General features: G+C 37.6%; 26 protein-coding genes. 8 read left to right on the top strand and 18 right to left on the bottom strand.

Annotation, left to right across the window (positions count from 1 at the left end; translation table 11 throughout):
* Window positions 1-180 precede the first annotated feature (180 nt).
* From K2F26_RS17015 to K2F26_RS17005, 3 genes are all read left to right on the top strand, one after another.
* Window positions 181-507, top strand: coding sequence for a macro domain-containing protein (locus tag K2F26_RS17015; RefSeq protein ID WP_246605401.1), 327 nt, complete (start codon window positions 181-183; stop codon window positions 505-507).
* A gap of 184 nt (window positions 508-691) precedes the next feature.
* Window positions 692-871, top strand: coding sequence for a hypothetical protein (locus tag K2F26_RS17010; protein ID WP_220608743.1), 180 nt, complete (start codon window positions 692-694; stop codon window positions 869-871).
* Window positions 872-1,360: 489 nt separating this feature from the next.
* Window positions 1,361-3,994: a DNA polymerase III subunit alpha gene (locus K2F26_RS17005; protein WP_220608742.1), complete on the top strand. Its 2,634-nt coding sequence runs from the start codon at window positions 1,361-1,363 to the stop codon at window positions 3,992-3,994.
* Window positions 3,995-3,996: 2 nt separating this feature from the next.
* Here the strand turns inward: K2F26_RS17005 and K2F26_RS17000 are convergent, their stop codons facing one another.
* Genes K2F26_RS17000 through K2F26_RS16990 form a run of 3 tightly spaced genes read right to left on the bottom strand, consistent with a single transcriptional unit; the run spans window position 3,997 to window position 6,507 of the window.
* Window positions 3,997-4,839 (bottom strand): Rpn family recombination-promoting nuclease/putative transposase, encoded by an 843-nt coding sequence (locus K2F26_RS17000; protein WP_220608741.1) that lies wholly within the window; start codon window positions 4,837-4,839, stop codon window positions 3,997-3,999.
* A 9-nt stretch (window positions 4,840-4,848) separates the two neighbouring features.
* A complete protein-coding gene (locus tag K2F26_RS16995) occupies window positions 4,849-5,667 on the bottom strand; it encodes a DUF2887 domain-containing protein (RefSeq protein ID WP_220608740.1) in 819 nt (272 codons plus the stop codon).
* Window positions 5,668-5,676: 9 nt separating this feature from the next.
* On the bottom strand, window positions 5,677-6,507 hold the full coding sequence (locus tag K2F26_RS16990; protein ID WP_220608739.1) for a DUF2887 domain-containing protein: 831 nt from the start codon (window positions 6,505-6,507) through the stop codon (window positions 5,677-5,679).
* Window positions 6,508-6,650: 143 nt separating this feature from the next.
* On the opposite strand from K2F26_RS16990, the gene K2F26_RS16985 reads away from it, so the two are divergent.
* Together K2F26_RS16985 and K2F26_RS16980 are read left to right on the top strand one after the other, a co-directional pair.
* A complete protein-coding gene (locus K2F26_RS16985) occupies window positions 6,651-7,397 on the top strand; it encodes a DsbA family protein (RefSeq protein ID WP_220608738.1) in 747 nt (248 codons plus the stop codon).
* Window positions 7,398-7,537: 140 nt separating this feature from the next.
* The gene (locus K2F26_RS16980) at window positions 7,538-8,371 is read left to right on the top strand and encodes an alpha/beta fold hydrolase (protein ID WP_220608737.1); all 834 of its coding nucleotides are present in this window, start codon (window positions 7,538-7,540) and stop codon (window positions 8,369-8,371) included.
* A 203-nt stretch (window positions 8,372-8,574) separates the two neighbouring features.
* Here K2F26_RS16980 and K2F26_RS16975 read toward each other — a convergent pair whose 3' ends face one another.
* The 7 genes from K2F26_RS16975 to K2F26_RS16945 form a co-directional block, all read right to left on the bottom strand.
* A complete protein-coding gene (locus K2F26_RS16975; protein WP_096566225.1) occupies window positions 8,575-8,877 on the bottom strand; it encodes a DUF1816 domain-containing protein in 303 nt (100 codons plus the stop codon).
* 88 nt (window positions 8,878-8,965) lie between these two features.
* A complete protein-coding gene (rlmB, locus tag K2F26_RS16970; protein WP_220608736.1) occupies window positions 8,966-9,937 on the bottom strand; it encodes a 23S rRNA (guanosine(2251)-2'-O)-methyltransferase RlmB in 972 nt (323 codons plus the stop codon).
* Window positions 9,938-10,033: 96 nt separating this feature from the next.
* Complete coding sequence (locus K2F26_RS16965; RefSeq protein WP_194055596.1) at window positions 10,034-10,513, bottom strand: Mini-ribonuclease 3; 480 nt, start codon at window positions 10,511-10,513, stop codon at window positions 10,034-10,036.
* 301 nt (window positions 10,514-10,814) lie between these two features.
* Window positions 10,815-11,171, bottom strand: a complete 357-nt coding sequence (locus tag K2F26_RS16960) for an STAS domain-containing protein (RefSeq protein WP_190347592.1) — start codon at window positions 11,169-11,171, stop codon at window positions 10,815-10,817.
* Between the two features lie 292 nt (window positions 11,172-11,463).
* A complete protein-coding gene (gene carA / locus K2F26_RS16955) occupies window positions 11,464-12,621 on the bottom strand; it encodes a glutamine-hydrolyzing carbamoyl-phosphate synthase small subunit (protein WP_220608735.1) in 1,158 nt (385 codons plus the stop codon).
* Window positions 12,622-12,721: 100 nt separating this feature from the next.
* Entirely contained in the window at window positions 12,722-13,084 is a 363-nt protein-coding gene (locus K2F26_RS16950; protein ID WP_246605400.1) for a hypothetical protein, read from the bottom strand.
* 19 nt (window positions 13,085-13,103) lie between these two features.
* The gene (locus K2F26_RS16945) at window positions 13,104-13,586 is read right to left on the bottom strand and encodes a hypothetical protein (protein WP_220608734.1); all 483 of its coding nucleotides are present in this window, start codon (window positions 13,584-13,586) and stop codon (window positions 13,104-13,106) included.
* A 282-nt stretch (window positions 13,587-13,868) separates the two neighbouring features.
* Here K2F26_RS16945 and K2F26_RS16940 point away from each other — a divergent pair, with 282 nt between their 5' ends.
* Entirely contained in the window at window positions 13,869-14,927 is a 1,059-nt protein-coding gene (locus K2F26_RS16940; RefSeq protein WP_220608733.1) for a retropepsin-like aspartic protease family protein, read from the top strand.
* Here K2F26_RS16940 and trpD read toward each other — a convergent pair.
* Together trpD and K2F26_RS16930 are read right to left on the bottom strand one after the other, a co-directional pair.
* Window positions 14,857-15,912, bottom strand: a complete 1,056-nt coding sequence (trpD, locus tag K2F26_RS16935; RefSeq protein ID WP_220608732.1) for an anthranilate phosphoribosyltransferase — start codon at window positions 15,910-15,912, stop codon at window positions 14,857-14,859. The two genes, K2F26_RS16940 and trpD, sit on opposite strands and share 71 nt — an antisense overlap.
* A gap of 421 nt (window positions 15,913-16,333) precedes the next feature.
* Window positions 16,334-17,230 (bottom strand): CgnE/CgnB domain-containing protein, encoded by an 897-nt coding sequence (locus K2F26_RS16930; protein WP_246605631.1) that lies wholly within the window; start codon window positions 17,228-17,230, stop codon window positions 16,334-16,336.
* Between K2F26_RS16930 and K2F26_RS16925 the strand changes: the two genes are divergently transcribed.
* On the top strand, window positions 17,144-17,605 hold the full coding sequence (locus K2F26_RS16925; RefSeq protein WP_367890308.1) for a nucleotide disphospho-sugar-binding domain-containing protein: 462 nt from the start codon (window positions 17,144-17,146) through the stop codon (window positions 17,603-17,605). The two genes, K2F26_RS16930 and K2F26_RS16925, sit on opposite strands and share 87 nt — an antisense overlap.
* 20 nt (window positions 17,606-17,625) lie before the next feature.
* Window positions 17,626-17,790 carry a DUF5989 family protein gene (locus K2F26_RS16920; protein WP_194055578.1) on the top strand — a complete coding sequence of 55 codons (165 nt, stop codon included), beginning with the start codon at window positions 17,626-17,628 and terminating at the stop codon, window positions 17,788-17,790.
* Here the strand turns inward: K2F26_RS16920 and K2F26_RS16915 are convergent.
* The 6 genes from K2F26_RS16915 to K2F26_RS16890 form a co-directional block, all read right to left on the bottom strand.
* Window positions 17,782-18,906, bottom strand: coding sequence for an SGNH/GDSL hydrolase family protein (locus K2F26_RS16915; protein WP_220608729.1), 1,125 nt, complete (start codon window positions 18,904-18,906; stop codon window positions 17,782-17,784). The genes K2F26_RS16920 and K2F26_RS16915 overlap by 9 nt on opposite strands.
* A gap of 11 nt (window positions 18,907-18,917) precedes the next feature.
* A complete protein-coding gene (locus tag K2F26_RS16910) occupies window positions 18,918-21,161 on the bottom strand; it encodes an SxtJ family membrane protein (RefSeq protein ID WP_220608728.1) in 2,244 nt (747 codons plus the stop codon).
* Window positions 21,162-21,233: 72 nt separating this feature from the next.
* On the bottom strand, window positions 21,234-22,034 hold the full coding sequence (locus K2F26_RS16905) for a phytanoyl-CoA dioxygenase family protein (RefSeq protein WP_220608727.1): 801 nt from the start codon (window positions 22,032-22,034) through the stop codon (window positions 21,234-21,236).
* Between the two features lie 310 nt (window positions 22,035-22,344).
* Entirely contained in the window at window positions 22,345-23,697 is a 1,353-nt protein-coding gene (gene gntT / locus K2F26_RS16900) for a guanitoxin biosynthesis MATE family efflux transporter GntT (protein ID WP_220608726.1), read from the bottom strand.
* A gap of 63 nt (window positions 23,698-23,760) precedes the next feature.
* Entirely contained in the window at window positions 23,761-24,297 is a 537-nt protein-coding gene (locus K2F26_RS16895) for a class I SAM-dependent methyltransferase (protein ID WP_194055572.1), read from the bottom strand.
* A gap of 191 nt (window positions 24,298-24,488) precedes the next feature.
* Entirely contained in the window at window positions 24,489-25,295 is an 807-nt protein-coding gene (locus K2F26_RS16890) for a DNA adenine methylase (RefSeq protein ID WP_220608725.1), read from the bottom strand.
* Between the last annotated feature and the right edge of the window lie 119 nt (window positions 25,296-25,414).

Genomic DNA, 25,414 nt, shown 5'->3' with positions numbered 1-25,414 from the left:
ATCCAGGATTTTATAATTGACAATTGATAATTGATAATTGATAATTGATAATTGATAATTGAACTATTGATGGGGCGAGTCTCAAATTCTTTGGCGAAAATGTCGAGAAACTTTTACAAAAACGTATTCAAGAAGAATATTTAGGAGATAGGAGATCAACCTATTGGTACATCTTTAATCGTGGAAACAAATCATCCTTTACATCCGTTTATTGTTCATAGTCCTACTTTGAGAATGCAGATATCTGTGGCTGGTAAATATCATATTTATCAAGGTTTGTGGTCAACTTTGTTAGCCATCCGCCAACATAATAAATTATACGGCAATTGTTTACATAAGCAAATTAATATAGTTGCTGTTCCTGGTTTGGGGACAAGTCCTGGTTGTGTTCTTATTGATGAAGTAGCTAGACAAATGTCTATGGCATATCAAAATTTTCTTTTCAGTCTTCCACCCTACCAGAATTATTGTCAACAACAAAGTCAGGATTTACTAACAGTTTTTTAAAAGTAGCAAAAATAAAATTTTCCTAAATTCCGCAATTGCCACAAAGACATTCGGAAAATACTGGTTTATTCTTGAATAATAAAGGTATTAGTAGTGGAAATTTATTTATCAAATTGATCCAATAATTTTTTTAAATAAAATGCCAACTACTCCTGAAGCAATTTTATAATATTTTGTTCCACCTATGGCTCCCGAACACACAAAAATTAAATTTCCTCTTTGGGATTATTTGAACCAGCCCTTATTTAGTCGTGATACTAAATTTATCTGGAATCCTCGTCAGTTTGCACTAATATGGCGAATTCAACTTTTAGAACGGTGTTGGTCTAAACATTCCGATGCTAAAGGACCTCAACAGTCTTAGTGGACAGGTGACAGATGACAGGTTACACTGAAAGCGATAACTGATAACTGTTTGTGCCTCGTTTTCTAACGAGGCTTTTCCATTTATCCGCCAAGGATTGAGAACCGGATTCCTGTGCTAAACTCAGATATTACTCAGATGTCGCTTTTTTGCTGTTATTCAGGTACAAATTTTGACCAAAAAGCCTTGCACCAAAAGGGTTTTACTGCTGAAAGCTGAAAGCTGAAAGCTGCTGTATTTGATTTTAACATCAAGCTAAATTGCTATTACAGCAGATTGCAGATCAATGAGGTACAGAATCAAAATTGAACCCTAGACACAAAGCCTGTTTTACTCCTGACTCCTGACTCCTGTACGGGGGAAGCATTCGGGCGACCAATTATCAATTTTATGAACAGACTATTTTCTGAATGCTTCGCCCCTACGACTCCTAAATTCTGCTATAAATAGCTGCATTGTAAATTCTTAATTATTAATGATTAATTGCTTATGTCTTTTGTACCTTTACATATTCACAGTGACTACAGTTTGCTAGATGGTGCTAGTCAACTACTAGAGTTAGTAGATCAAGCGATCGCACTAGGAATGAAAGCGATCGCCCTCACAGATCATGGTGTCATGTATGGAGCAGTTGAACTAATAAAAATCTGCCGCAATAAACCTGGTTTTAAGCCAATTATTGGCAACGAAATGTATATCATTAATGGTGATATTGAAAAACAAGAACGTCGTCCCAAATATCATCAAGTTGTTTTAGCAAAAAATACCAAAGGTTATAAAAACCTAGTTAAACTCACCACAATTTCTAATCTGAAAGGTGTACAAGGTAAAGGTATTTTTTCCCGTCCTTGTATTAATAAAGATTTACTCAAACAATATAAAGAAGGTTTAATTATCACCAGTGCTTGTTTAGGGGGAGAAATTCCCCAAGCAATTCTTAGTGGTAGACCAGATGCAGCCCGAAAAGTTGCCAAATGGTATAAAGAAGAATTTGGTGGAGATTTTTATTTAGAAATTCAAGATCATGGTTCACAAGAAGACAGAATCGTTAATGTCGAAATTGTGAAAATTGCCCGTGAATTAGGCATTAAATTTGTCGCTACTAACGATTCTCATTACATTTCTTGCTTTGACGTAGAAGCACACGATGCTTTACTTTGTATTCAAACCGGTAAACTAATTGTTGATGATAACCGGATGCGATATAGCGGCACAGAATATCTCAAATCTGCCGCAGAAATGAAATTATTATTTCGTGATCATTTACCCGATGATGTTATAGAAGAAGCCATAGCGACAACAGTAGAAGTAGCGGATAAAGTTGAGCCTTACCATATCATGGATGAGCCAAAAATCCCCACTCCTCCCATTCCTTCTGGTCATACTCCTGATACTTACGCTGAAGAAGTAGCTTGGCAAGGACTACTAGAAAGATTAAATCGTAAATCTCGTAACGAAGTCGATCCAGTCTACAAAGAAAGATTAGAATATGAACTAAAAATGATTCAGCAAATGGGTTTTTCTAGTTACTTTTTAGTAGTGTGGGACTACATCAAATTTGCTAGAGATAATAATATTCCCGTTGGTCTAGGTCGGGGTTCGGCTGCGGGTTCTTTAGTTGCTTACGCCATGCGAATTACTAATATAGATCCCGTGCATCATGGCCTACTATTTGAGCGATTTTTGAACCCAGAACGGAAATCAATGCCTGATATTGATACAGATTTCTGTATTGAAAAACGGGATGAAGTAATTGATTATGTGACTAGAAAATATGGTGCTGATAGAGTTGCCCAAATTATCACTTTTAACCGTTTAACATCCAAAGCAGTATTAAAAGATGTCGCCAGAGTGTTAGATATTCCCTATGGGGACGCTGACAAAATGGCGAAAATGATCCCAGTGGTACGGGGTAAACCAACAAAACTCAAAGTGATGATTTCTGATGAAACCCCAGAACCAGAATTTAAAGCTAAATATGATAATGATCCCAATGTTCGCCGCTGGATAGATATGGCCATGCGAATTGAAGGAACTAACAAAACCTTTGGTGTTCATGCAGCCGGTGTAGTTATTTCTGCTGAACCTTTAGATGAAATTGTCCCTTTACAACGTAATAACGACGGCTCAGTAATTACCCAGTATTTTATGGAAGATTTAGAATCACTGGGGTTGTTAAAAATGGACTTTTTGGGTTTAAGAAACCTGACTTTGATTCAAAAAACTATTGATTTAATTGAACACAGTAAAGGATATCGTATTGATCCTGATGACATTACCCGTGATGAAAGGAAAGCCCAGAAAATATTAGCTAAAGGTGAACATAGCACTTTACCTAAAGATGTATCTCAAGCATATTCATTATTAGAATCTGGAGATTTAGAAGGTATTTTCCAATTAGAATCTTCAGGAATGAAACAAATAGTAAGAGATTTGAAACCTTCCAATATTGAAGATATTTCTTCTATTTTGGCATTATATAGACCTGGTCCATTAGATGCGGGATTAATTCCTAAGTTTATCAACCGTAAACATGGACGAGAAGCAATTGATTATGAATCGCAACTTTTACAACCTATCTTAAATGAAACCTATGGAATTATGGTTTATCAAGAGCAAATCATGAAAATTGCTCAAGATATGGCAGGTTATTCTTTAGGACAAGCTGACTTACTGCGTCGCGCTATGGGTAAAAAGAAAGTAGCGGAGATGGAAAAACAAAAGCAAAATTTCATAGATGGTTCAGCAAAAAACGGTGTAAAACCCCAAGTTGCTGAAAAACTATTTGCGGATATGTTGAAGTTTGCTGAATATTGTTTGAGTTATGAAACAGAAGTTTTAACTGTGGAATATGGCTTTTTACCTATTGGGGAAATAGTCGAAAAACAGATTGAGTGTAGTGTATTTAGTGTTGATAACAATGGTAACGTTTACACTCAACCTATTGCCCAATGGCATAACAGAGGAGTACAAGAATTATATGAATATTGTTTAGATGATGGTTCAGTAATTAGGGCAACAAAAGACCATAAATTTATGACTACTACTGGGGAAATGTTGCCCATTGATGAGATATTTGAAAAGGGTTTAGATTTGTTAAAAGTCCCAAATTTACCAGCTTAAATTTAGGTTTGGGATTTCAACCATTCATCTAAATCGTTGATATCCCGAAAATCTAATAATGCTTCTCCCAAATCTTCTAATTGTGCTATTTTCAGGGTACTAATTTTCTGGATATAACTATCTGTCAATTTTCCAAACCTCTTAGATAACAGACGCAGTAGTAAGTTTGTTGCTTCCACTTCTCTACCTTCTTCTCTACCTTCCTGCTTTGCTTCTTGATATACCCTTGTTTGTTTGATATCATTGACTAAAAACATCGCTTCTATCTCCTGACGGGTTAATTGCGAAAACTTCGACAACAACACAGTTTCCAATAACTCTATAATACCTTCTCTTTCTGAGTCGTTGCTAATTTCGGTTTTCGTTCTTTGCATCAAATTCTTAACTAATTCTGGAGCTTGGTTTTCTTTACTGACAATTAATTCAATTAACCCCATCCCAATCGAACCTGATGGTATTTCATCCAAATAAATCCGTTTGATACGACCACTATTTACTAATTCCTGCTGATAATTAGTTAATACTTCCACATCTAAACTACGTTTAGCAAACAAAGCCACCGCTTGCCAATCTTGCTGAGGTTTATATTGATTGAGGTAAATGTTGATTTCTGTAATAAATTCCCAGTAAAATTCTGGTTTTGGTTGAAATTGTACCTCCACAAAATAAATCGGTTTTTCTCCACTATCTGGCATAAATATACCATCAAATCTAAAGGCTTTTTCCTTCACTTCTACAGATGTGAATTTGTAACCTTCAGCATTTTCGGGTGGTTCTCCCAGTAGTTCAAATAAAAGAGTATGAAAAGTGAGAAAGATTTGGTAAAATATTGTATCTGTGTGCATTGCTGATAATTATGTATAAGATTTGAACCATTCATCTAAATCATGGATATCCCGAAAATCTAATAACGCTTCTCCCAAATCTTCTAATTGTGCTATTTTCAGGTTACTGATTTTCTGGATATAACTATCTGTCAATTTTCCAAACCTCTTAGATAACTGACGCAGCAGTAAGTTTGTTGCTTCTTCCTGCTTTGCTTCTTGATATACCCTTGTTTGTTTGATATCATTGACTAAAAACATCGCTTCTATCTCCTGACGGGTTAATTGCGAAAACTTCGACAACAACACAGTTTCCAATAACTCTATAATACCTTCTCTTTCTGAGTCGTTGCTAATTTCGGTTTTCGTTCTTTGCATCAAATTCTTAACTAATTCTGGAGCTTGGTTTTCTTTACTGACAATTAATTCAATTAACCCCATCCCAATTGAACCTGATGGTATTTCATCCAAATAAATCCGTTTGATGCGACCACTATTTACTAATTCCTGCTGATAATTAGTTAATAATTCCACATCTAAACTACGTTTAGCAAACAAAGCTACCGCTTGCCAATCTTGCTGAGGTTTATATTGATTGATGTAAATGTTGATTTCTGTAATAAATTCCCAGTAAAATTCTGGTTTTGGTTGAAATTGCACCTCCACAAAGTAAATCGGTTTTTCTCCACTATCTGGCATAAATATACCATCAAATCTAAAGGCTTTTTCCTTCACTTCTACAGATGTGAATTTGTAACCTTCAGCATTTTCGGGTGGTTCTCCCAGTAGTTCAAATAAAAGAGTATGAAAAGTGAGAAAGATTTGGTAAAATATTGTATCTGTGTGCATTGCTGATAATTATGTATAAGATTTGAACCATTCATCTAAATCATGGATATCCCGAAAATCTAATAACGCTTCTCCCAAATCTTCTAATTGTGCTATTTTCAGGTTACTGATTTTCTGGATATAACTATCTGTCAATTTTCCAAACCTCTTAGATAACTGACGCAGCAGTAAGTTTGTTGCTTCCACTTCTCTACCTTCCTGCTTTGCTTCTTGATATACCCTTGTTTGTTTGATATCATTGACTAAAAACATCGCTTCTATCTCCTGACGGGTTAATTGCGAAAACTTCGACAACAACACAGTTTCCAATAACTCTATAATACCTTCTCTTTCTGAGTTGTTGGTAATTTCGGTTTTCGTTCTTTGCATCAAATTCTTAACTAATTCTGGAGCTTGGTTTTCTTTACTGACAATTAATTCAATTAACCCCATCCCAATTGAACCTGATGGTATTTCATCCAAATAAATCCGTTTGATGCGACCACTATTTACTAATTCCTGCTGATAATTAGTTAATAATTCCACATCTAAACTACGTTTAGCAAACAAAGCTACCGCTTGCCAATCTTGCTGAGGTTTATATTGATTGATGTAAATGTTGATTTCTGTAATAAATTCCCAGTAAAATTCTGGTTTTGGTTGAAATTGCACCTCCACAAAGTAAATCGGTTTTTCTCCACTATCTGGCATAAATATACCATCAAATCTAAAGGCTTTTTCCTTCACTTCTACAGATGTGAATTTGTAACCTTCAGCATTTTCGGGTGGTTCTCCCAGCAGTTCAAATAAAAGAGTATGAAAAGTGAGAAAGATTTGGTAAAATATTGTATCTGTGTGCATTGCTGATGATAAAACTTTACTATATTCTACCGTGAAAAATAACCATCGAAATTACCAAAAATAATTTTTTTGTGTCATGCTATCATTGTCGCCAATATCTAGTAATCTAAGAAAGTGTTTATCTATCTGCATAAAATCTTACCATGATTAAAATTTTTCACAAACTCCGCATTTTGGCAATTACCAGCTTATTATTTTTGACTATTAGCTGGTCACTTCCAGCCCAAGCTGACACGAAAATTGACCCCAAACTAGAACAGCAAGTATTAGAAATTATCCGTCGAAATCCCAAAGCAATTATCGAAAGTGTGCAAGCATATCAGGAAGAACAGCAACAAAAAGTTCAACAAGCAAGACAGGGATTTTTACAAGATTTAAGAACAAATACTAAAGCTATCATAGGCGATTCTCCCACCACAGGTTCGACTCAATTAAAAACGGTGTTAATTGAATTTTCTGATTTTGAATGTCCCTATTGTGCCGAAGCAAATAAAACTCTTAAAGATTTATTAGCAAAGTATCCTGAAAAATTCACCTTAGTTTATAAACATTTCCCTTTGGTGCAAATTCATGACCAAGCATTACCAGCAGCAAAAGCAGCTTGGGCAGCATATCAACAAGGTAAATTTTGGCAATATCATGATGCTTTGTTTACAAATCAAAAACAACTGGGAGAAAGTTTATATTTAGATATTGCGAAAAATCTCAATTTAGATTTAGCAAAATTTAAACGCGATCGCAATTTAGCAGATAAAGCAATTCAACAAGACCTACAAATGGCTTATAAATTGGGTCTTTCTGGTACACCTTCTTTTATTATTAATAGCCAGAATCTTTCTGGTCCAGTGCAGTTGTCAGAAATTGAAAGTATTTTGGAGAGAGGAGACTAGTAACTGGGGACTGGGGACTGGTGACTGGGGAAGAAAATTTTAGATTTTAGATTTTAGATTGGAATTGACAAAAACAATCCAAAATCCAAAATCCAAAATCCAAAATTGAATTACCAATTACCAATTATCAATTATCAATTATGAATTATAAATTACCTCTTAACGTTTACATCCAAGGCCAGGGATTTCCCATACTCGCTTTACACGGTCATCCTGGTTCTGGCCGTAGTCTTTCTGTTTTTACTCATCATTTATCAAAACGTTTTCAAACCATTGCCCCAGATTTGCGCGGTTACGGTAAAAGCCGCTGCAATAGCAATTTTGCCATGAAAGACCATTTGGACGATTTAGAAGCTCTCCTAGACCGTTTTCAGATAGAAAAATGCCTGGTATTGGGATGGTCACTGGGTGGTATTTTAGCTATGGAATTAGCATTGCGTTTACCACAGCGAGTCACAGGACTGATTTTAATCGCCACCTCAGCTAGACCTTGGGGCAATCATCCGCCTATTTCTTGGGAGGATAATCTTTATACTGGTGTAGCGGGAATATTAAACTATATTAAACCTGGTTGGTCTTGGAATATTGAAACTTTTGGCAAGCGATCGCTCTTTCGCTATTTAATCCAACAGCATACACCCACCGCTTACGGTTACATTGCCAAGGAAGCTGTACAAGCTTATTTAAAAACCTCTAGTTATGCTACTCGCGCTCTCTATAGCGCCATTAAAGCTGGATATAATCGACTTCCAGACTTGGAAAAAATACAATGTTCGAGTTTGGTACTCGCTGGCTCTGAAGACCGACACATTACCGCTGATTCTAGTTTAGAAACAGCAACACACCTTAAAAACTCTCATTGGCAATGTTACCCCAATACCGCCCACCTTTTCCCCTGGGAAATTCCCCAACAATTGCTATGGGATGTTGATACTTGGTTAGAAGCACATCCACAGGTAATTGATAATTGGTAATTGGTGATTGGTAATTGGTAATTCAATTTTGGATTTTGGATTTTGGATTTTGGATTGTTTTTGTCAATTCCAATCTAAAATCTAAAATCTAAAATCTAAAATTTTCTTCCCCAGTCACCAGTCACCAGTCACCTATTGTTGCCCATCGTTCCCAGAATTAACTCAAAATTAACTCAGGAACGATGACAGCCTATAGATTTGTATTACACTTGACCGCTAAAGGCAGGCTTTACTTTACGGTCAATCCTTTCCCCCAGGTCTTCAGCAATGGTTAAAACATAAGGTTTACAACGCTTGACATTGACTATAATTCCTTGCGCTCCTTCGTTTTCTAAATCTTCTAGATAGCCCTTACTGGCAGATGTCGCTTCCACCGAGCTTAAAAATGGACCAAAGTAGTAGGTGCAACGTGGATTCTGGGTGACAATTTCAACCCACCAAGCCAAGCCTAGACCGTTAGATAAGCTAATCAGCCCTTCCTTAAGGTTATGCCAAATAGTTTTCATGGTTTTCACCAATTTATAAACGTGATACTGGGTATTAAAGAATATGTTAGATAGATTCAGTTTTACATTTCTTTATACTCTTTTAGGTTTATTTTTTCAAAGAAAATGTATGTAATTTATCAAGATAGTGGGTATTTAACGACCGTTGGCGATAAATTTCATAAAGCGCCATCCCTGCTGCCACTGAGGCATTTAGGCTAGGAGTCTTACCCTGTAAGGGAATTGAGACTAAAACATCACAAGATCGTTGTGTCAACATACTCAGACCTTCACCTTCAGCACCAATTACTAAAACGATAGGTCCACTGAATTTTACTGTATGTACAGCTTCGCTACCAGAGGCTGCTGTTCCGTAAATCCAAAAACCAGCTTCTTTAAGTTGTTCCAAAGCGCGGCTGAGGTTAATGACTCTGGCGACAGAAAAGTTTTCTAAAGCACCTGCGGACACCTTAACCACAGTTGAGGTGATTCCCGAAGCCCTTCTTTGAGGAATTACTAAACCTTGAGCGCCAATGGCTTCTGCTGTGCGAATAATTGCCCCCAAATTGTGAGGATCAGTGATACCATCAGCAACAACAATCACTGGATCGGTGACTGATTTTGCTTGAGTAATCAGATCATCTAATTCCATGTAGGCATAAGGCGCAATTTGGGCTGCTATACCTTGGTGATTAGCTCCGTGAGTGATTTGGTCTAAACGCTTAGGTTCAACTTCATCAATTACTGTACCATTATCCTTAGCTTGGAGAATTAAATTATGAAATCGTGGATCATAACGCAGACGAGCAGTAATCCAAATCCGGTTGAGATTGCGTTGATTTTCTAATGCGCTTAATACCGGATGACGACCGTAGATGAGATCACTGTCTTCTGTGGATTTACTCTCTGGTAAGGGTTGAGAAGATTGACGAGATGGACGCGGTTTGCGAGATATGGGTTTAACTTCTGCGTTGCTTTGAGTACGAATAGGATTAGCAATAACGCGTTTACCCTTGATTTTTATAGGTTGTCCGCGTTTTGGTTCACCAGAGTGATTAATTTTTCTAGGTTGGTTAGACATGGGATTATTGAGTTTAGTAAATAGGTGAGCATTGAGATTCCCTCAATTTTATGAACCGTTACAACTGATTTTCCTATCAAGAGATTGAGCTACTCACTATTTCTCTAGATGGAGTTTTTGTAACAATTCTGTTAAACGGGGGTAATCGGTGAGGTATAGATAGCCAACTAAAGTTTCTAGACTAGTTGCCTGTTGATAAATTTCGGGATTTAGTCGTTTGGGACGGCCAGCGGCTGCATTACGACCTCGGCGGACAATTTCTAACTCTTTACTCGTTAAATGAGGAGTCAGCGATCGCAAATGTAGGGCTTGTGTTTCTGCTCTGACCTGCGCTACTACCAAACTATGGTAAATTTCTGGCCTTTGCTGTGGCCACAGAAAAAACATTCTAACATATAGTTCGTAAATTGCATCCCCCAAGTAAGCTAAGGCAGAAGGAGAAATTTGTTGTACTTGTGCCTGGGATAATGGTTGGGGTAATTGCGTCGTGTTTACCAACAATGCTGGAATGTCAGATGAATACTGCATTACAGTTTCATCTCCTCCATTTTTTGCTTCTTCCTCCTGGGGATTCACCTGTTCATCATTCCTTGACCTACTAATATTGGGAAGATTATCTTTACGAACATTTATTTTTTGTGCAGTATGCCATCATAGCACACCGAGCATATTCAACACTAACAAATATTACTTAAAACTATATAAATTCCTAATTGGGGAGATTGGTGATTGTGAAAAGATAGGTCTTTTGGGTATTTTGGGGAGTTGGGAAAGATGAGGAAGATGGAGAATTAATATATTCTTCATATTTTCTTCAACTTCCTCACCTTCCTACTGCTCATCGGGATAGCTAAATTGATTTTTTGTGGTCAAGCAATCAAGACGACTTGATGTTTTCTAGAGCCGCATCAACTGTAGTTTGTAGGGCGAGAAACTTTTCTAAGCGAACAAGCTTGACCGTTTGAGTAACGCGGGCATTGGTGACAATTTGGAAAGTGCCTTCGGCGGTTTGAGCTTGCTTGGCTAGTTGTACCAGCGCACCCAAACCAGAGCTATCAACAAAGTCGATTTGTGAGAGATCCAGAATTATGTGCTTTGGACCTTCATCAATCTTTCCAGACAGTACCTTGCGAAATGTAGGTTCAGAAAAAGCATCTAACAGACCTGTGAGGCGGAATAGCTGGCAGCTATCCCGGACTTCGCGAGTACCTCTCAGGCTTACGGTTAGATTCAGTGGTTCAGCAATAACTCCCTCCTCGTCCTCTTGACTGAAAGTAAACGCTCAAGTATAGATGGTTTTGACTTATCTTGTCTAGGTTGGTGACTGGTGATTGGTGACTGGTGACTGGGGACTGGGGAAGAAAATTTTAGATTTTAGATTTTAGATTTTAGATTGGAATTGACAAAAACAATCCAAAATCCAAAATCCAAAATCCAAAATTGAATTACCCATTACCAATTACCCATTACCAATTACCCATTACCAATTACCCATTACCAATTACCCATTTTTATTGTTGATTAACTTAAGCGATCGCTGTTTGACGTGCTGTTTGCATTTCTAGCACAAATTGCTCAAATAAGTAATCAGCATCGTGGGGTCCTGGACTAGCCTCTGGGTGATACTGTACAGAAAATACAGGTAGAGACTTGTGACGTACCCCTGCAACAGTGCGATCATTTAAGTTCAGATGACTAACCTCTACCAATGCTGATGGTAATGAATCCGGATCAATAGCAAAACTGTGGTTTTGGCTGGTGATTTCTACCCGTTGTTGTAAACCCGCAGGTTGATTTAAACCACGATGCCCAAATTTTAGTTTAAAGGTTTCTGCACCCAAAGCATGACCCAAAATTTGGTGTCCCATACAAATACCAAACATGGGCTTTTGACTTTCTAGCAGTGCTTTAACGGTGCTAATGCCTTCTGTCACTGCTGCTGGATCACCGGGTCCGTTGGAGAGGAAAATCCCATCTGGATTATATTTGAGGATTTCCGCTGCGGGTGTATTGGCTGGAACAACAATCACGCGACAGCCATAACTAGCCAACCGCCGCAAGATATTGCGTTTTACGCCAAAGTCTAAAGCAACGACTGTGAACGTTTCCTCAATCTTAGCTACGGATTCTGGGTTAAATTCCCAAACTTCTGTAGTAGTTTCGGACCATTCATAAACTTCTGGGGTGGTGACTTCCCGCACCAGATTTAATCCTGCCATGTTGGGAGCAGCTTGCACCAGTTCTAATAATTCAGTTTCATCCAGAATTGATGTAGAGATACCACCATTCATCGCGCCATACATCCGAATTTTGCGGGTGAGGGCGCGGGTGTCGATACCGAAAATACCGGGGATTTGGTATTGTTTCAGGTAGTCTGGTAAAGATTGGGTAGAGCGCCAGTTACTTGGCTTTTGACAGATATTGCGAGCGATCGCACCTTTGACATGAGGTTTTGTTGATTCCTCATCTTCGGCATTAACCCCTGTATTTCCTAATTCGGGATATGTAAAAATAACAATTTGACCTGTATAACTAGGATCGGTTAATACTTCTTGATATCCAGTCATGCCAGTGTTAAACACCACTTCGCCGACAGTGGTTCCCATAGCGCCGAAGGACCAACCACGATAAGCTGTTCCATCTGCTAAGACAAGTAAAGCGGGTATTGCATCAGATAAAGACATAAGTAACTGGTAATTGCTAATGGGAGCCAGAAGAGGTTTTCTCTCTTCTATATTTAAATTTAGTTCTTTATAAGACTACAAAAGTATATTTTCTCATGGTTTATGAAGGTGGAGACTCTACATCCACAATATTCATTTCTATAATTGCCAGTTGCTCTTTCAAGTCCTGATCGCTAGGTCTTTTAGGGTATTCTTCGTGTGTATAAACCCAGATGGGATAAACAGAGCAAGAAGCTTGATGAACAACATACATAAATCGGCCTCTACGGGAAGCACCTTGAAGTTCAGGCATTGAAAACCGAATTTTTCTAAATTCAAAATCTGGTTTGTAAGCACCTTTAGGAAAATTCTCGCTATCTGAGTCATCAAAAAGCGGATCTTTTGCAAGAGTCTCTCTATACTTTTGTATCAAAGTCTCAAATGAATCTCTAGCTCTTTTGTTTTTTTTGTAGTGAGTTTTCACAAGCTTAACAAGACTAAGCTCAAACTTCGGCAATGGCCTTATCGAATATGTTTCGCAACCAGGCACTACTATCCTCCGGCTTTACTTCGGGAATATGTTCGTAATTTAAACGCAATTCCTCTAAAGTATCAGATAAAACAGCCTGATAGCTGGGATTATCTTGCTCAATACAATCAAGAATTGTATCAACTAAGAAATCAATAGCATCAATACAAGCATCATAAGATTCTCTTTGGGAGGTAAGATTCAAAAAAAGCAAATAAATTTTGGCTTTGAGAATATCCAAAAACCCTGTAAATTCTTCCGTTGGCTCAATTAAAGAGTATGCGAAATCTCCTAAAGCATCACGTTGTTCAGAAGAAAAATTGCTCCACTGAGCCTTTATCTCCCTAGACGCTTTTTTAAAATATGAAGCAAGATCATCAAATTTGGCAGCAGAACTAACCTTGTTACCTCGAACTTGATAAATTTGCTCAAAATCAATTAAAACTGCGCTAGACACAGGTAATACCTCTACTTGTAGAATAATGACACTTTAAATATGAGGATATGAATCCTCGCAAAGTCTGGCGATGCCAGAAATAATATTTAAATATTCATCGGAAAGCAAGAAAGTTCCTGTAATTATTATACAATCCTTTACAAAAAATTAAATATATGTATACAAAAATACAAAAACTACTATGAAAAACTTTGATTTTTAAATGATTAAATCTGAAGCATCTTTAATTCTGTGGGGGCGCTACACTTGGAGAGAGCCAGGGCGGTTAACCTGAAAGGAACTATGCTTGAGTCTTTTTTATCCCGCGCAGCCCTAATTTTTTTTTCCGGTAGTCTGGCGGTTTTGAATGTTGCCTGTAGTGACAACAAACAGACAACGGGGGTTGGTGATAGTCAGCCATCTATACCTGTTGGTAATTTGGCAGCGATACAGCCGCCAATGAAGCAACCAGCTTCATTATCAGCCAAACCAAAACCAAAAGTAGAACAAAGTACACAAACCAGTCCTTTAGAATTGGCACTGGATAAAGCTACTGGTGCTGTGAATATCAGTAAATCTGCTCAGTCTCCAGATGATTGGCATTTGGTGGCGAGTAGGTTTGAGGATGCGATCGCTCTCTTGAAACAGGTGCGGCGAGACAGTCCTAATTTTCCTTTTGCTCAAAGAAAAATTGCTGAATACCAGGGTCAAATTAAATTAGCTAAACAAAAAGCTAACCCCAGTAGGTTAACATCTCCCGTAGCATCTGATCAACAGGTAGTTGTGGCTGTTCCTCAACCAAAACCCAAAATACAACGTTATTCAACTCCTACTCCTGTTGCCAAGGTACAACCTCTACCCCCTCCAGATCCGATTTTCCCGGCTGCGGAAACTACAGTCCACACTAATCTGGTGTTCATAGCACCAATTAAACGACGAGTTGGTGGCACTCCCATTGTGGAAGTTACCTTTAATGGTAGGCAGCGTTTTGAGATGATTGTGGATACTGGCGCTAGTGGTTCTGTAATTACTCAAGATGTCGCTCAGGCTTTAGGTGTTGTGCCTGTGGCTATTGCTAAAGCTAATACTGTGAGTGCTAAGGGTGTGGAGTTTCCAGTTGGCTATCTCGATTCTATGGAAGTGGGTGGGGTAAAGGTTAGTCAAGTTGCTGTGGCGATCGCTGGTGAAGAACTGGAAACGGGATTGTTAGGACATGACTTTTTTGGTAATTATGACGTTACCATCAAACGTAATGTTGTAGAATTTCGTCCCCAACACCACTCAGAAGAATCTAATTCTTCAGAAATTCAACTAACTGTTCCAACTTTTTCCAGGGACTACCGCTTTGTAGAATTTCCTTAGCTACTGTCACACCTTGAGCATGATTTAATAAGGGAACTGCACCGGCTACTTGCAACGCTAAAGAAGCATTTAGCGCCACTGCATCCTGTTGGGCTGAAGTTCCCTTTCCTTTAAGGACGTTGGTTAAAATTTCGGCGTTTTCTTGGACATTCCCACCTTTTAAGGCTGTAATGGGTGCTGGTGTTACTCCTGCTGCTTCCGGGTTGACTGTGGTTAACTGTACTTTACCATCAGATAAAACTGCCAAATCGGTTACATCCCCTAACCCGGCTTCATCTAATTTTTCTCTACCATGCAATACGATCGCTTTATCTGTTCCCAAATGGTTTAATGCTTGGGCGATGGTTTCGATCAGTTTGGGATCAAATACGCCTATTACTTGCCCTGTGGGGCGCATGGGGTTTACTAATGGTCCGAGTAAGTTAAATACTGTCCGCACTTTTAAGTTTCTCCGCAGTGGTGCAACGGCTTTTAGTGCGGGATGCCATCCAGGGGCAAATAAAAAGGTTATTCCCACTTCTTTGACTGCTGCTTGTACTTTTTCGCTGGGCGCGTTGAGATTGACTCCTAAAGCTTCTAAAACGTCGGCGCTACCGGTTAAGCTAGAGGCGGAACGGCTGCCATGTTTAGCGACTGGTATACCCGCAGCAGCAGTGACAAAGGCGACGGCGGTGGAGATGTTAAAGGTTGATGCACCGTCTCCACCAGTGCCACAGGTGTCAACTAGGGGGATGGGGTTTTGGCTGTTGTCGTGTGTAGTTTGAACAGATAAAGATTTTAATATTTCTGCCATTCCTGTGAGTTCTTCGGCAGAAACTCCTTTAAAGTGCAGTGCTGTTAATATTGCTCCTGATAGTTCTGGGGGGATGGTTTCGTTGATCCATCCTTGCATCAGTTCTGCTGCTTGGGTGCGGGTTAATGATTGGTGTTCTAATAATTGTTTGAGTAGGTTTGACCAAATATTAGGATCTGGTAAGTTTGTCATTTTGGCGGTTTTGTAGTTAGGCTGTGTGTGATTTTACCGAAAAATGGGGGTTTTTTGAAAACGAACCGCAGAGGCGCAGAGAAGCCAGTGCGTTGGGGAGACAGCGCCGTGGGCGGGTTTCCCGACTTGAGGCGACTGGCGCGACGCAGAGAAATATGGATTTATCTATGTATTGTATAAGTTTAGATGAATGAACCACGAAGGCACGAAGGACACGAAGGAAGAGAGGAAGAGAAGGAGAGATGTGGGTATTCGGCCGTCAGCTATCAGCTATCAGCTTTCAAGGCTAAAATACAAACAATGCTCACAAATGCTCACAAATGCTCAAAGTGTAAAATTCCTCAATTAATGCTGCTAAATCTTTGTTTTTGCCGTTATAAGCTGATTACTGATTACTGATAGCTGAATGCTTACCAAATATCTATAGTTTAATGCTTTGAGAAATAAAATCAATATAAGGAGACTTTTGTGCCATACCAATTCCTATGTGCATTCCATGTACTCCTTGATTCATAATTGAATTTATCTGCCAGTTAATATTTTGGGCAATTATTGTATTACAGCCAAAGCCTATTTCTGTACAACTCAGGTTGCGTTCTAGGCTGTAATTCATGTCTAGTAAGATGGAAGTTTCATCTCTACCATCCAAAACTAGGCGGATGATACTGTTATCTTCTATGTCAATATATTTTTCTTGGCTAGATGCTACTTTTTTTAGTAGATAATTCAACAAGTCTTGGTTACTTTCTTTCACTTGCTGATTTGCACAAGCATAGATGATACCATCAAAAAAGAAAGTACCATCTACTGAAAAGCTTGATTTATCACTTTGAATATTGACTATTCCGCTTTCTAATATTTCCGAAATTGAGTAAAACCATCCTGGTTCTAGTTCATCTTCTGTGTTGATAACTTCTAAATTTTCCGATAAGAAACAATTTAGTTTACTGCCTCTATCATCAGATAAATATAATTTATCTTCTACTTCAGCAATCTGATCATAAGCTTTAGCTGTCAATTCTAATGCTTGTGTGATATTACAAGCAAGAATTTGTGCAAATGAATATGCAATTGATTCTAGATGAGAATCGTATCTCACTGCTAGTAGATGGACAAGGGTACTTTCAGATTCATTAGATATTTGTATAAGACGATCATGATAAGAGAAATCTGAAATTACAGCAAATACTATTTGTTGAGTCGCAAAATCATAATCATCAAAAAAAAATGTTTGATATCCCTGTTCTCTAAAGTAAGAAGCAATTTGTTCGCTATCAACCAGGACAGGAATGTAGGTAAATCTGTTGATATTACTCAATTAGGAAAAATTCCAGCTAACTTTATTATCAGCAATTATGTACCCCAAATGCAAATCCTACAACACGCTCAGGTATTTATCACGCATGGAGGTACAAATAGTGTTTGGGAAGGATTAATTAATAAAGTTCCGATGATTGTATTTCCCCAAGGAGGAGATCAATATTTAGTTGCTTATCAACTAGAACAATTAGGTGCAGGAATATGGGTAAAACAGAAAAATATTGCACCCAATAAATTGCGATCGCTTGTGAAAGATGTCATGCAAAATGAACAAATTCGCAGTAACGTTGAGATATTAGGTAATTCTTTAATCAACGCTGGTGGTACTCAGAAGGCAGTGGATAAAATCTTAGAATTTAAAGATAGAATTTAAAAATAGGAGTTGCAGTTCTTATGTTTGAGACTACTAAAGATTTCGTGAAAGATTTGTGGGGATTTGTTCAGCAGCGTCAAAATTATCTCCTAGTTCCTGTAATTGTCACTCTTCTACTGGTGAGTGCGTTAATTGCGTTTGCACAATCATCAGCGATCGCACCGTTTATTTACACTCTATTTTGATAAATAAGACTGGATATCTTGATAAAGCTGTTTGGCAATTATCTGATTGCCATTAGCAAAGACATGAACAAAATCCATATAGACAGGTTCATCAATGGAAAATATGTCTGTATAGTCAATAATCCATTGATAACCGCGTTCTTTGATGATTTTTTGAATTAGGGGATATACAGTTTTATATTGAAGATCGATCCCGTAATTTTCATAGACATCAACTTCTTTTAAATGGTTGAGTTTTGGTGTCCCAATAAAAGCTACAGGTTGAAGTATAGCAAAAAAATTAATCCCCCTTGCAGTAGCAATATCATGAGCTATTTTCCAATTGTTAACCATAGTTTCAGCCACTTTGATAGCTCTATCTTGTTGTTCATCACAAACTAGCAATTTTTCCTGATAATTTTGAGGCTTGAGAACCAAAACACTCACAAGATTTCTGGTTCCCTGAATAAAGGCTACATCTAAATAGTTGATAAATTGCTGATAGCTGTTTTTACTATTGGCTACTAATAATTTTCTAATTTTCTGAGTCATCAGATGTTCGTTAACATTAAGTTCACTTCTACAATGAACAGCAATATCATTAGCTCCATCATAGAAAACTGCTGTTTGAATTTTCTCATTTTGGGCAATTAGATTGATAAACCTAGCTAATTCCTGACGAGATGTAAAAGCTCTTTCCCCTTTATTAAAAGTAGGAAATCCTGAAACTGCATTGAATAAAGCGGGGATTGTTTCTTGATCCTTTACTCCCGAACCCCACATTGTAGAACCACCAAAAAAATAGACAGATTTGTCTAGATTACCGTTAGAAACTTGATTAGTGTGAATGCGATCGCCATTTGCGTCAATATTAGTTGTTACTCCTTGGAATGGCTTTCTTGACCAACCAATAAAGGGTTTATATTGACTAGGAATTTGAGCAAATTCTTGATAAATTACCTTAGTTGATTCCTGATTCTGCAAAAATTCAGGCAAGCCAACCTTGGAATCTGATACTAGATAATTATTAAATTCTTGAAAAAGAAATAGTCCTAAATTGCTACAAAAATTGAGAATAAAAATAAACAGCAGTGTTAGAGCAAGATTTATGGCAATTATTCGTGCATTAATTTTCATTGATTTTTCACCTAAAAAGGATTCCTCATATTGTCAATTGGTTTGTTTTGATTTGGAATAGCATAACTCTCCTGCTCACTTACAAGTTTTCGCATCATTGGATCACGTTTGAATAAACGCATCATTAAACCAATTGGCGTTAATAAAAAATAAAAGACAAAACCCAGAATTAAGCGTGTGTTGAGCCAACCAAATGTTGAACCAATTGTTTTTACAAGTTGCTGAATGGGCTGGAGTAGTTTTGGTTTCAGGACTGCCAAAAACCATAATATACTAGCAACTATCCAAGGTAATAACGGCAGACTCTCATGTTTAATCAGAGGCCAAATTAAACCTAGTGGTAGGGCAATTCCTACACCAGTAAGTAAGCCAAATTTACGTATTTCTTGGGTTGCGTGTTCATCTACTTCTACTTCTACTTCTACTTCTTTTTCTTTTTGTTGTAAATTATCTTTTATTTCTGGTGGTTGTTCTGATTTAGCTAGTAGGAAATTTTCCAAGACTAAATAATCCATCTCTGTTCGCATAAAGCACCTATAAGCATCTGCTGGAGTACAAACAATCGGTTCTCCGCGCACATTAAAAGATGTATTGACCAAAAGACCACAACCAGTTTTTTGTTCAAAATTACTAATTAATTGAAAGTAGCGGTGATTAGTTTCTTCATGCACTGTTTGCACCCGCGCTGAGTAATCGACATGAGTAATGGCGGGAATCGTTGAACGACGGATTTTGAGCTTTTCTATCCCAAATAGTTGCTGTTGTTCAGGTGTCAGAGGTAAGCGTAGATGTTCTTTGACATCTGCGACTAATAACATATAAGGACTGGAATGGGTTAAATCAAAATAATCAGAAACTCGTTCTTTTAAGACAGAAGGAGCAAAAGGACGGAAAGATTCACGATATTTAATTTTCAAGTTCATTACCGATTGCATAGACGAGCTACGGGGGTCGCCAATAATCGAACGATTACCTAAAGCACGAGGACCGAATTCCATGCGACCTTGAAACCATCCTACAACATTTTCTTGGGCGAGAATTTCTGCAACGCTAGTCATTAATTCCTGGTCTTGTAAGTGCTGATATTTAGCTCCAATTTGGTCAAGATAATTACGAATTTCTGTTTCTGTAAACTGGGGACCAAGATAACAACCACGCATTTTGTCCTGACCATGATTATTGCGCGGCTGGTTTTGGTATTGATGCCAAACGGCTAAAGCTGCTCCCACTGCACCACCAGCATCTCCGGCGGCTGGTTGAATCCAAATATCTTGAAACAGACCTTCTCGTAACAATCTACCATTGGCCACACAGTTGAGTGCTACACCACCAGCGAGGCACAAGTAATCCGTTTTTAATTCTTGATGTACTTTTTTCGCCAACCGTAATACTACTTCTTCCGTGACTTTCTGAATGGAAGCCGCAATATCCATTTCTCGTTGCGTTAACAGGCTTTCTGGTTGACGTGGTGGACTACCAAATAGCTGATGGAATTTTTCGTTAGTCATGGTTAATCCCACAGCGTAGTTGAAATAATCCATATTGAGGCGGAATGTGCCATCTGGTTTGAGATCCAACAGATGTTCCAGAATCAAATCAGCATATTTGGGACAGCCGTAGGAGGCTAATCCCATGAGTTTGTACTCTCCAGAGTTAACTTTAAAGCCTGTGTAGTATGTAAAGGCTGAATACAACATCCCTAGAGAGTGAGGAAAGTTAATTTCCCATTGGGGAATCAGTTGATGATCCTTACCTAACCAAACTGAGGTACTAGCCCATTCACCCACAGCATCTAGACAAATTACGGCTGCTTGTTGAAAGGGACTAGGAAAAAAGGCTGAAGCGGCGTGAGCTTGATGGTGTTCGGTGAAGAGTAGGGTAGGAAGTAGAGAGCGATCGCTTTTACCTAGTTTAGCTAACTCGGTTTTTAGCACTGATTTGAGATAAAGTTTTTCTTTGAGCCATACAGGAATAGCAGCAAAAAAAGACTTTATACCTTGAGGAGCATAGGCTAAGTAGGTTTCTAATAAACGTTCAAAGGTAATAAAAGGCTTTTCGTAAAAAACTACATAGTCCAAGTCTTCAACTGTGATCACAGCTTCTTGCAGACAGTAGGCGATCGCCTCTCTGGGAAATCTCGCATCATGCTTTTTCCTTGAGAAACGTTCTTCTTGAGCGGCTGCAATTATTTCCCCATCTATGATTAACGCTGCTGCACTGTCATGATAGTAAGCAGAAATTCCGAGTATTTTCATAACAATTTTCTTAAATCAACAGTTCAGTAGCTTGCTATAAAAGTCAATTGAATTTTTGAGGATGTTAATTTTTTAGCCAGCAAATAAAGAATCAACTGCCTCTGTACTGAGAACAGTCAATGGAGTGCGATCAGGATCTGATAAAAATGCTGGTCTTTCTTTGTGAGGAAGGGCGGTTTCTTCGACACTGCTGTAAGTAAGAACCAAGTTCCGCCGGTCAAAAGGAGAAATATTACCCACAGAACCATGCCAGGTATCGTAGTGTACAAATAAAACTGAACCTGCTGGACCTTTTGGTGCTACAATTCCTCCCTGATCTACCAAGGAAGAAATCCGTTCTTTAGCTTTGTTCAATAAGTAGTCTTTTGTCAAAGAGGGAGTTGTTGATACTTCCTGTTCAAGAGCTATCAAACCTTGTTGATGAGAACCGTTTATATAGTAAACAGGACCGTTGAACTCGTTAACTTCATCCAAAAAAATGATGACATTTCCTCCCTTTGGAGAAGGAATTTCTTCATAATATTGAGCAAATGCAGAGTCTTGATGCCACTCCCACATTCCACCAGTGAAAGCTGGTTTCATCACAATTTTACTGCGAAAAACATATAATTCCGAAGCAAAGAGTTGTTGTGCAGGTTCTAATAAAAGTGGGTGTCGGACTAAAGCATTAAATACTTTATTTGTCAGATGCACTCCGTAGAGAGTTCGTAAAGTTTTATTATCTGCTTCCCAAACTCTCCCCACTGCTTCATCAGCAATCAACTCTGGAATGTTAGCACGGAGTGCCGAAACTACTGCTTGAGAAAAATATTGTGGAATGAACAAAAATCCTTGATTTTCGTATTCCTGTACTTGCTCACGAGTTAATTTCATTACTGGCTTTTAAAAAAAATTTGTATAGAATATTTTTAGCAGAAAGCTCGCATTTTCATGCAATAGACAGAAAATTTTAACAATTTATCAAATCATCAGGACTTCACAAAGCTTAAAATTAAATTTTTTTAAAATTCATTGAAATTTGATTACATCTAAACTAATTGTTACAGAAACGAATTTATCTATAGGTGACGCTAATTACTGACAGATGGTTACTGATGGCTGATAGCTATTGTAAATTTAATCGCATATCATCTTTTATAGCTATAAGTAAAGATGTTATATAGCTATAAAAAAGATGATTATCTTAATTTTGAACGCTTGTAGAAGAGGAATAATTATTCAACCATTCTTCTATTAATCGTACTCCAAATACTATGACGCTGGCTATTTGAGATAAAACTAAAGCCAACCACAACAAATGGTTGTTATGAAAATACCCAGCAGCGATCGCTATAGGTAAAAAAGCAATTATCAAGGAAACTATGGCAGAGTTACGTAAAATTCCCCCTTCAGTTAACCCGATAAAATACCCTTCTAAGATAATATTAACTGCACAAAATCCCTGAAAAGGTAATAACCAGAATAAATAATTAACCATACTTTCAGTAATTTCATTGTGGTTAGTTAACAGCCCAAATATAGGTTCTGGAAAGACAATATATAAAATAGCGACAGGAACGGAAAGGAATATGCTGCTGATAAAACCAGTTGTCAGCAGAGGTTTTAACTGCTCCGAAGCTCCCTGACCTTTAAAGTTTCCGGTTAAACTTTGGGTAGCATATCCTACGCCTTGAATAATAAACATATTAAGAATTGCTGCCTGAAGTAATACACTATTTCTGGCTAGTATATCTGTTCCCATTGCTGAACCTAATTCAGTAAAAAGAGAGAATGTAGAAATTACAGCCAAATTTTTAATCAACATATTGCCATTGAGTTTAAAAATAGCTTTGATAGCTGGCAAATCTAAAATTTTTTGGCTGACTGTTGATATGAATGACCAGTCAATATGAAAAGACGCGATTATCAAACCTACGAACAATGCTAAATATTGACTCATTGCTGTAGTTAGGCCAGCGCCGGTACTTCCCCAACCCCAGCGAATAATAAAGAAGTAGTCCAGCACTATATTAGTTAGACCTTCTATCACAGACAATAGCACTACAAAACCATTCATTTCCCGGCCAAAAAACCAACCGACTAGGACAAAATTGAGTAGAACCGCAGGTGCGCCCCAAATGCGAGCCTGGAAATAGTCAAGTCCAGCATTTTTGACTTCGGTTGCACCTACTAAGAAGTTAAACCCTAGTAGTTGTATAGGATATTGAAGAATCAAAATGAGTAAACCGACACCTAAAGCGATCAGACCATTTCGTAGTAAAACTAATAGTATGCCTTCTGAATTATTTGCTCCTACAGCTTGTGCTGTCATCCCATTACTAGAGGAGCGTAAGAAATTCAAAACTTTGTATAAATAGCTAAAGATAATTGTCGCTAAGGAAACTCCTGCTAAGTAACGGATGTCCGGTAAATGTCCGAGAAAAGCTAAGTCTATTAAACCTGACAATGGCACAACAATACTAGAAAAAATGTTCGTTAATGCCAGTTTGTAAAAACGAGGTAAGAAGTTATACGGATTTGACAAGCTAGTATTCATGCTAATTATACGATGTTTAATGTATTCTACTGTTATTTTTATACTTTGGGAGAACCTACCATGTTAAATATGAGCCAATGCCCAGACATGATAAGGAAACTCTGGTTCGTTATCAAGAGAGTGTGATAGAGGATCATATACTATCCATTGTGAGAAGTTGGCAATAATGCACTGACGGTTGCCCCAAGAACCTGTTTGAATATTGTCTAGAGGAAAACCACATTCGTGGAGGAAGTATTTGAGTCCAGTTTCTGTCCAGCGTGTGCAGTCTATAGGATAATTATGAACTTTTACCAAAAAGGGAACAGAAATCAGAAAATATCCTCCAGGGTTAAGCATAGAAATAACATTGCGGCCTGCGCGATAGGGGTACAACAGATGCTCAAAAATTTGTTCAGCAATAATTAAATCAAACTTTTCTGGTAACGGTTCAAAGCAAATATCGTATTCTGGATAGTTAATATTTTTGTATTCTCGAAAGCCAAAATCTTGCCAAGCACTTCCAGAAATTTCTAATGCTGTCCATTGTGGAAACGGCAATGGTTTTAACATATTTGCCGTTTCTTGATTCATTATTACTCGACTCCAGGTAATACTCATTTTTTTGTCTCCGACAATTACTTTTGATATAATGTGTAAGTATTCATCCTTCAGCAATCATATCCCACTTTACCCCATTACAAAAGCAGTAACTGGCTTTAAAGTTTCGCTTTTGAAGGTGTATTTTATCGTGATAGTTTAACATTTTTGGTATTCTTTATATTTATTTTATAAATGTAGTCATTCTTAGTTTAAATTCCCGTAATAAATAGTTCTTGTCCTTTTTCTGCTGTTTTTTGTTTGTAGTTATTCATGCCATATTGTAGTTCCCATTGGGCAATTTTCGCCCAGGCAAAGTTTTGATGTACTTGTTCTGAGTTGTCGTAGGTGACTAACCATTGGTGAGGACAGGTTTTTAAGTTATCTGCAAATTTTTGATGATCAAATTTAGTGTGTAAGTCTCCATCTTTTCCATATAATCTGGAGTTTTTATTGCTTAAATACGGTGGATCTAGAAATATAAATACTTCTTTACCTTCTGCTTTTAATAGTTCGCTGTAATCTAAGTTGGTAATTTTGATATCTGGTGTTAAAATATCAGCTAACTTTTCTAGTCTTTCTATTGATGAATGGGTAAAACGTTTATGAAATGCTTCTTGTGAAAATCCGCCTGATTCTATTGTACCGGAAAAGGTAATTCTGTTAAGTACGAAAAAACGGACTGATCTTTCTAAATCTGTTAATTTATTAATATCATCTATAGTGGTTAATTCTGTAAATAGCTTTTTTCCGTCTTTTTGGGTTTCTTTAATATAACGCACTTCAGCAACTAATTTAGATAAATCATTTTGGGCGATATGCCAAAATAAAAATACTTCTTTGTTTAAATCGTTGATCCAAATTTTTAAGTTAGGAAAGGTTTGTTTAAGATAAATAAAAACAGAACCGCCACCAACTAAAGGTTCTCTAAATTCTGTAAATTGTGTGGGTAAATGTTGGGCTATTTGTTTAATTGCTCTTGATTTACCACCGGGATAACGGAGAGGACTTTTAATCATAAAATATATACAATTTGCTAACTGCTAACTTTTGAATTTTGATTTACTTGAAAATTTCTTATCTTCTTCTTTTTTTCTTCCTTTGTGTCCTTTGCGTTCTTTGCGGTTCGTTCATCAAA

It is taken from the genome of Sphaerospermopsis torques-reginae ITEP-024 (genome assembly GCF_019598945.1).
Lineage (GTDB): Bacteria > Cyanobacteriota > Cyanobacteriia > Cyanobacteriales > Nostocaceae > Sphaerospermopsis.
Note: the sequence above shows the minus strand (reverse complement) of the source record. Positions and strands in the feature narration are given on the sequence as shown.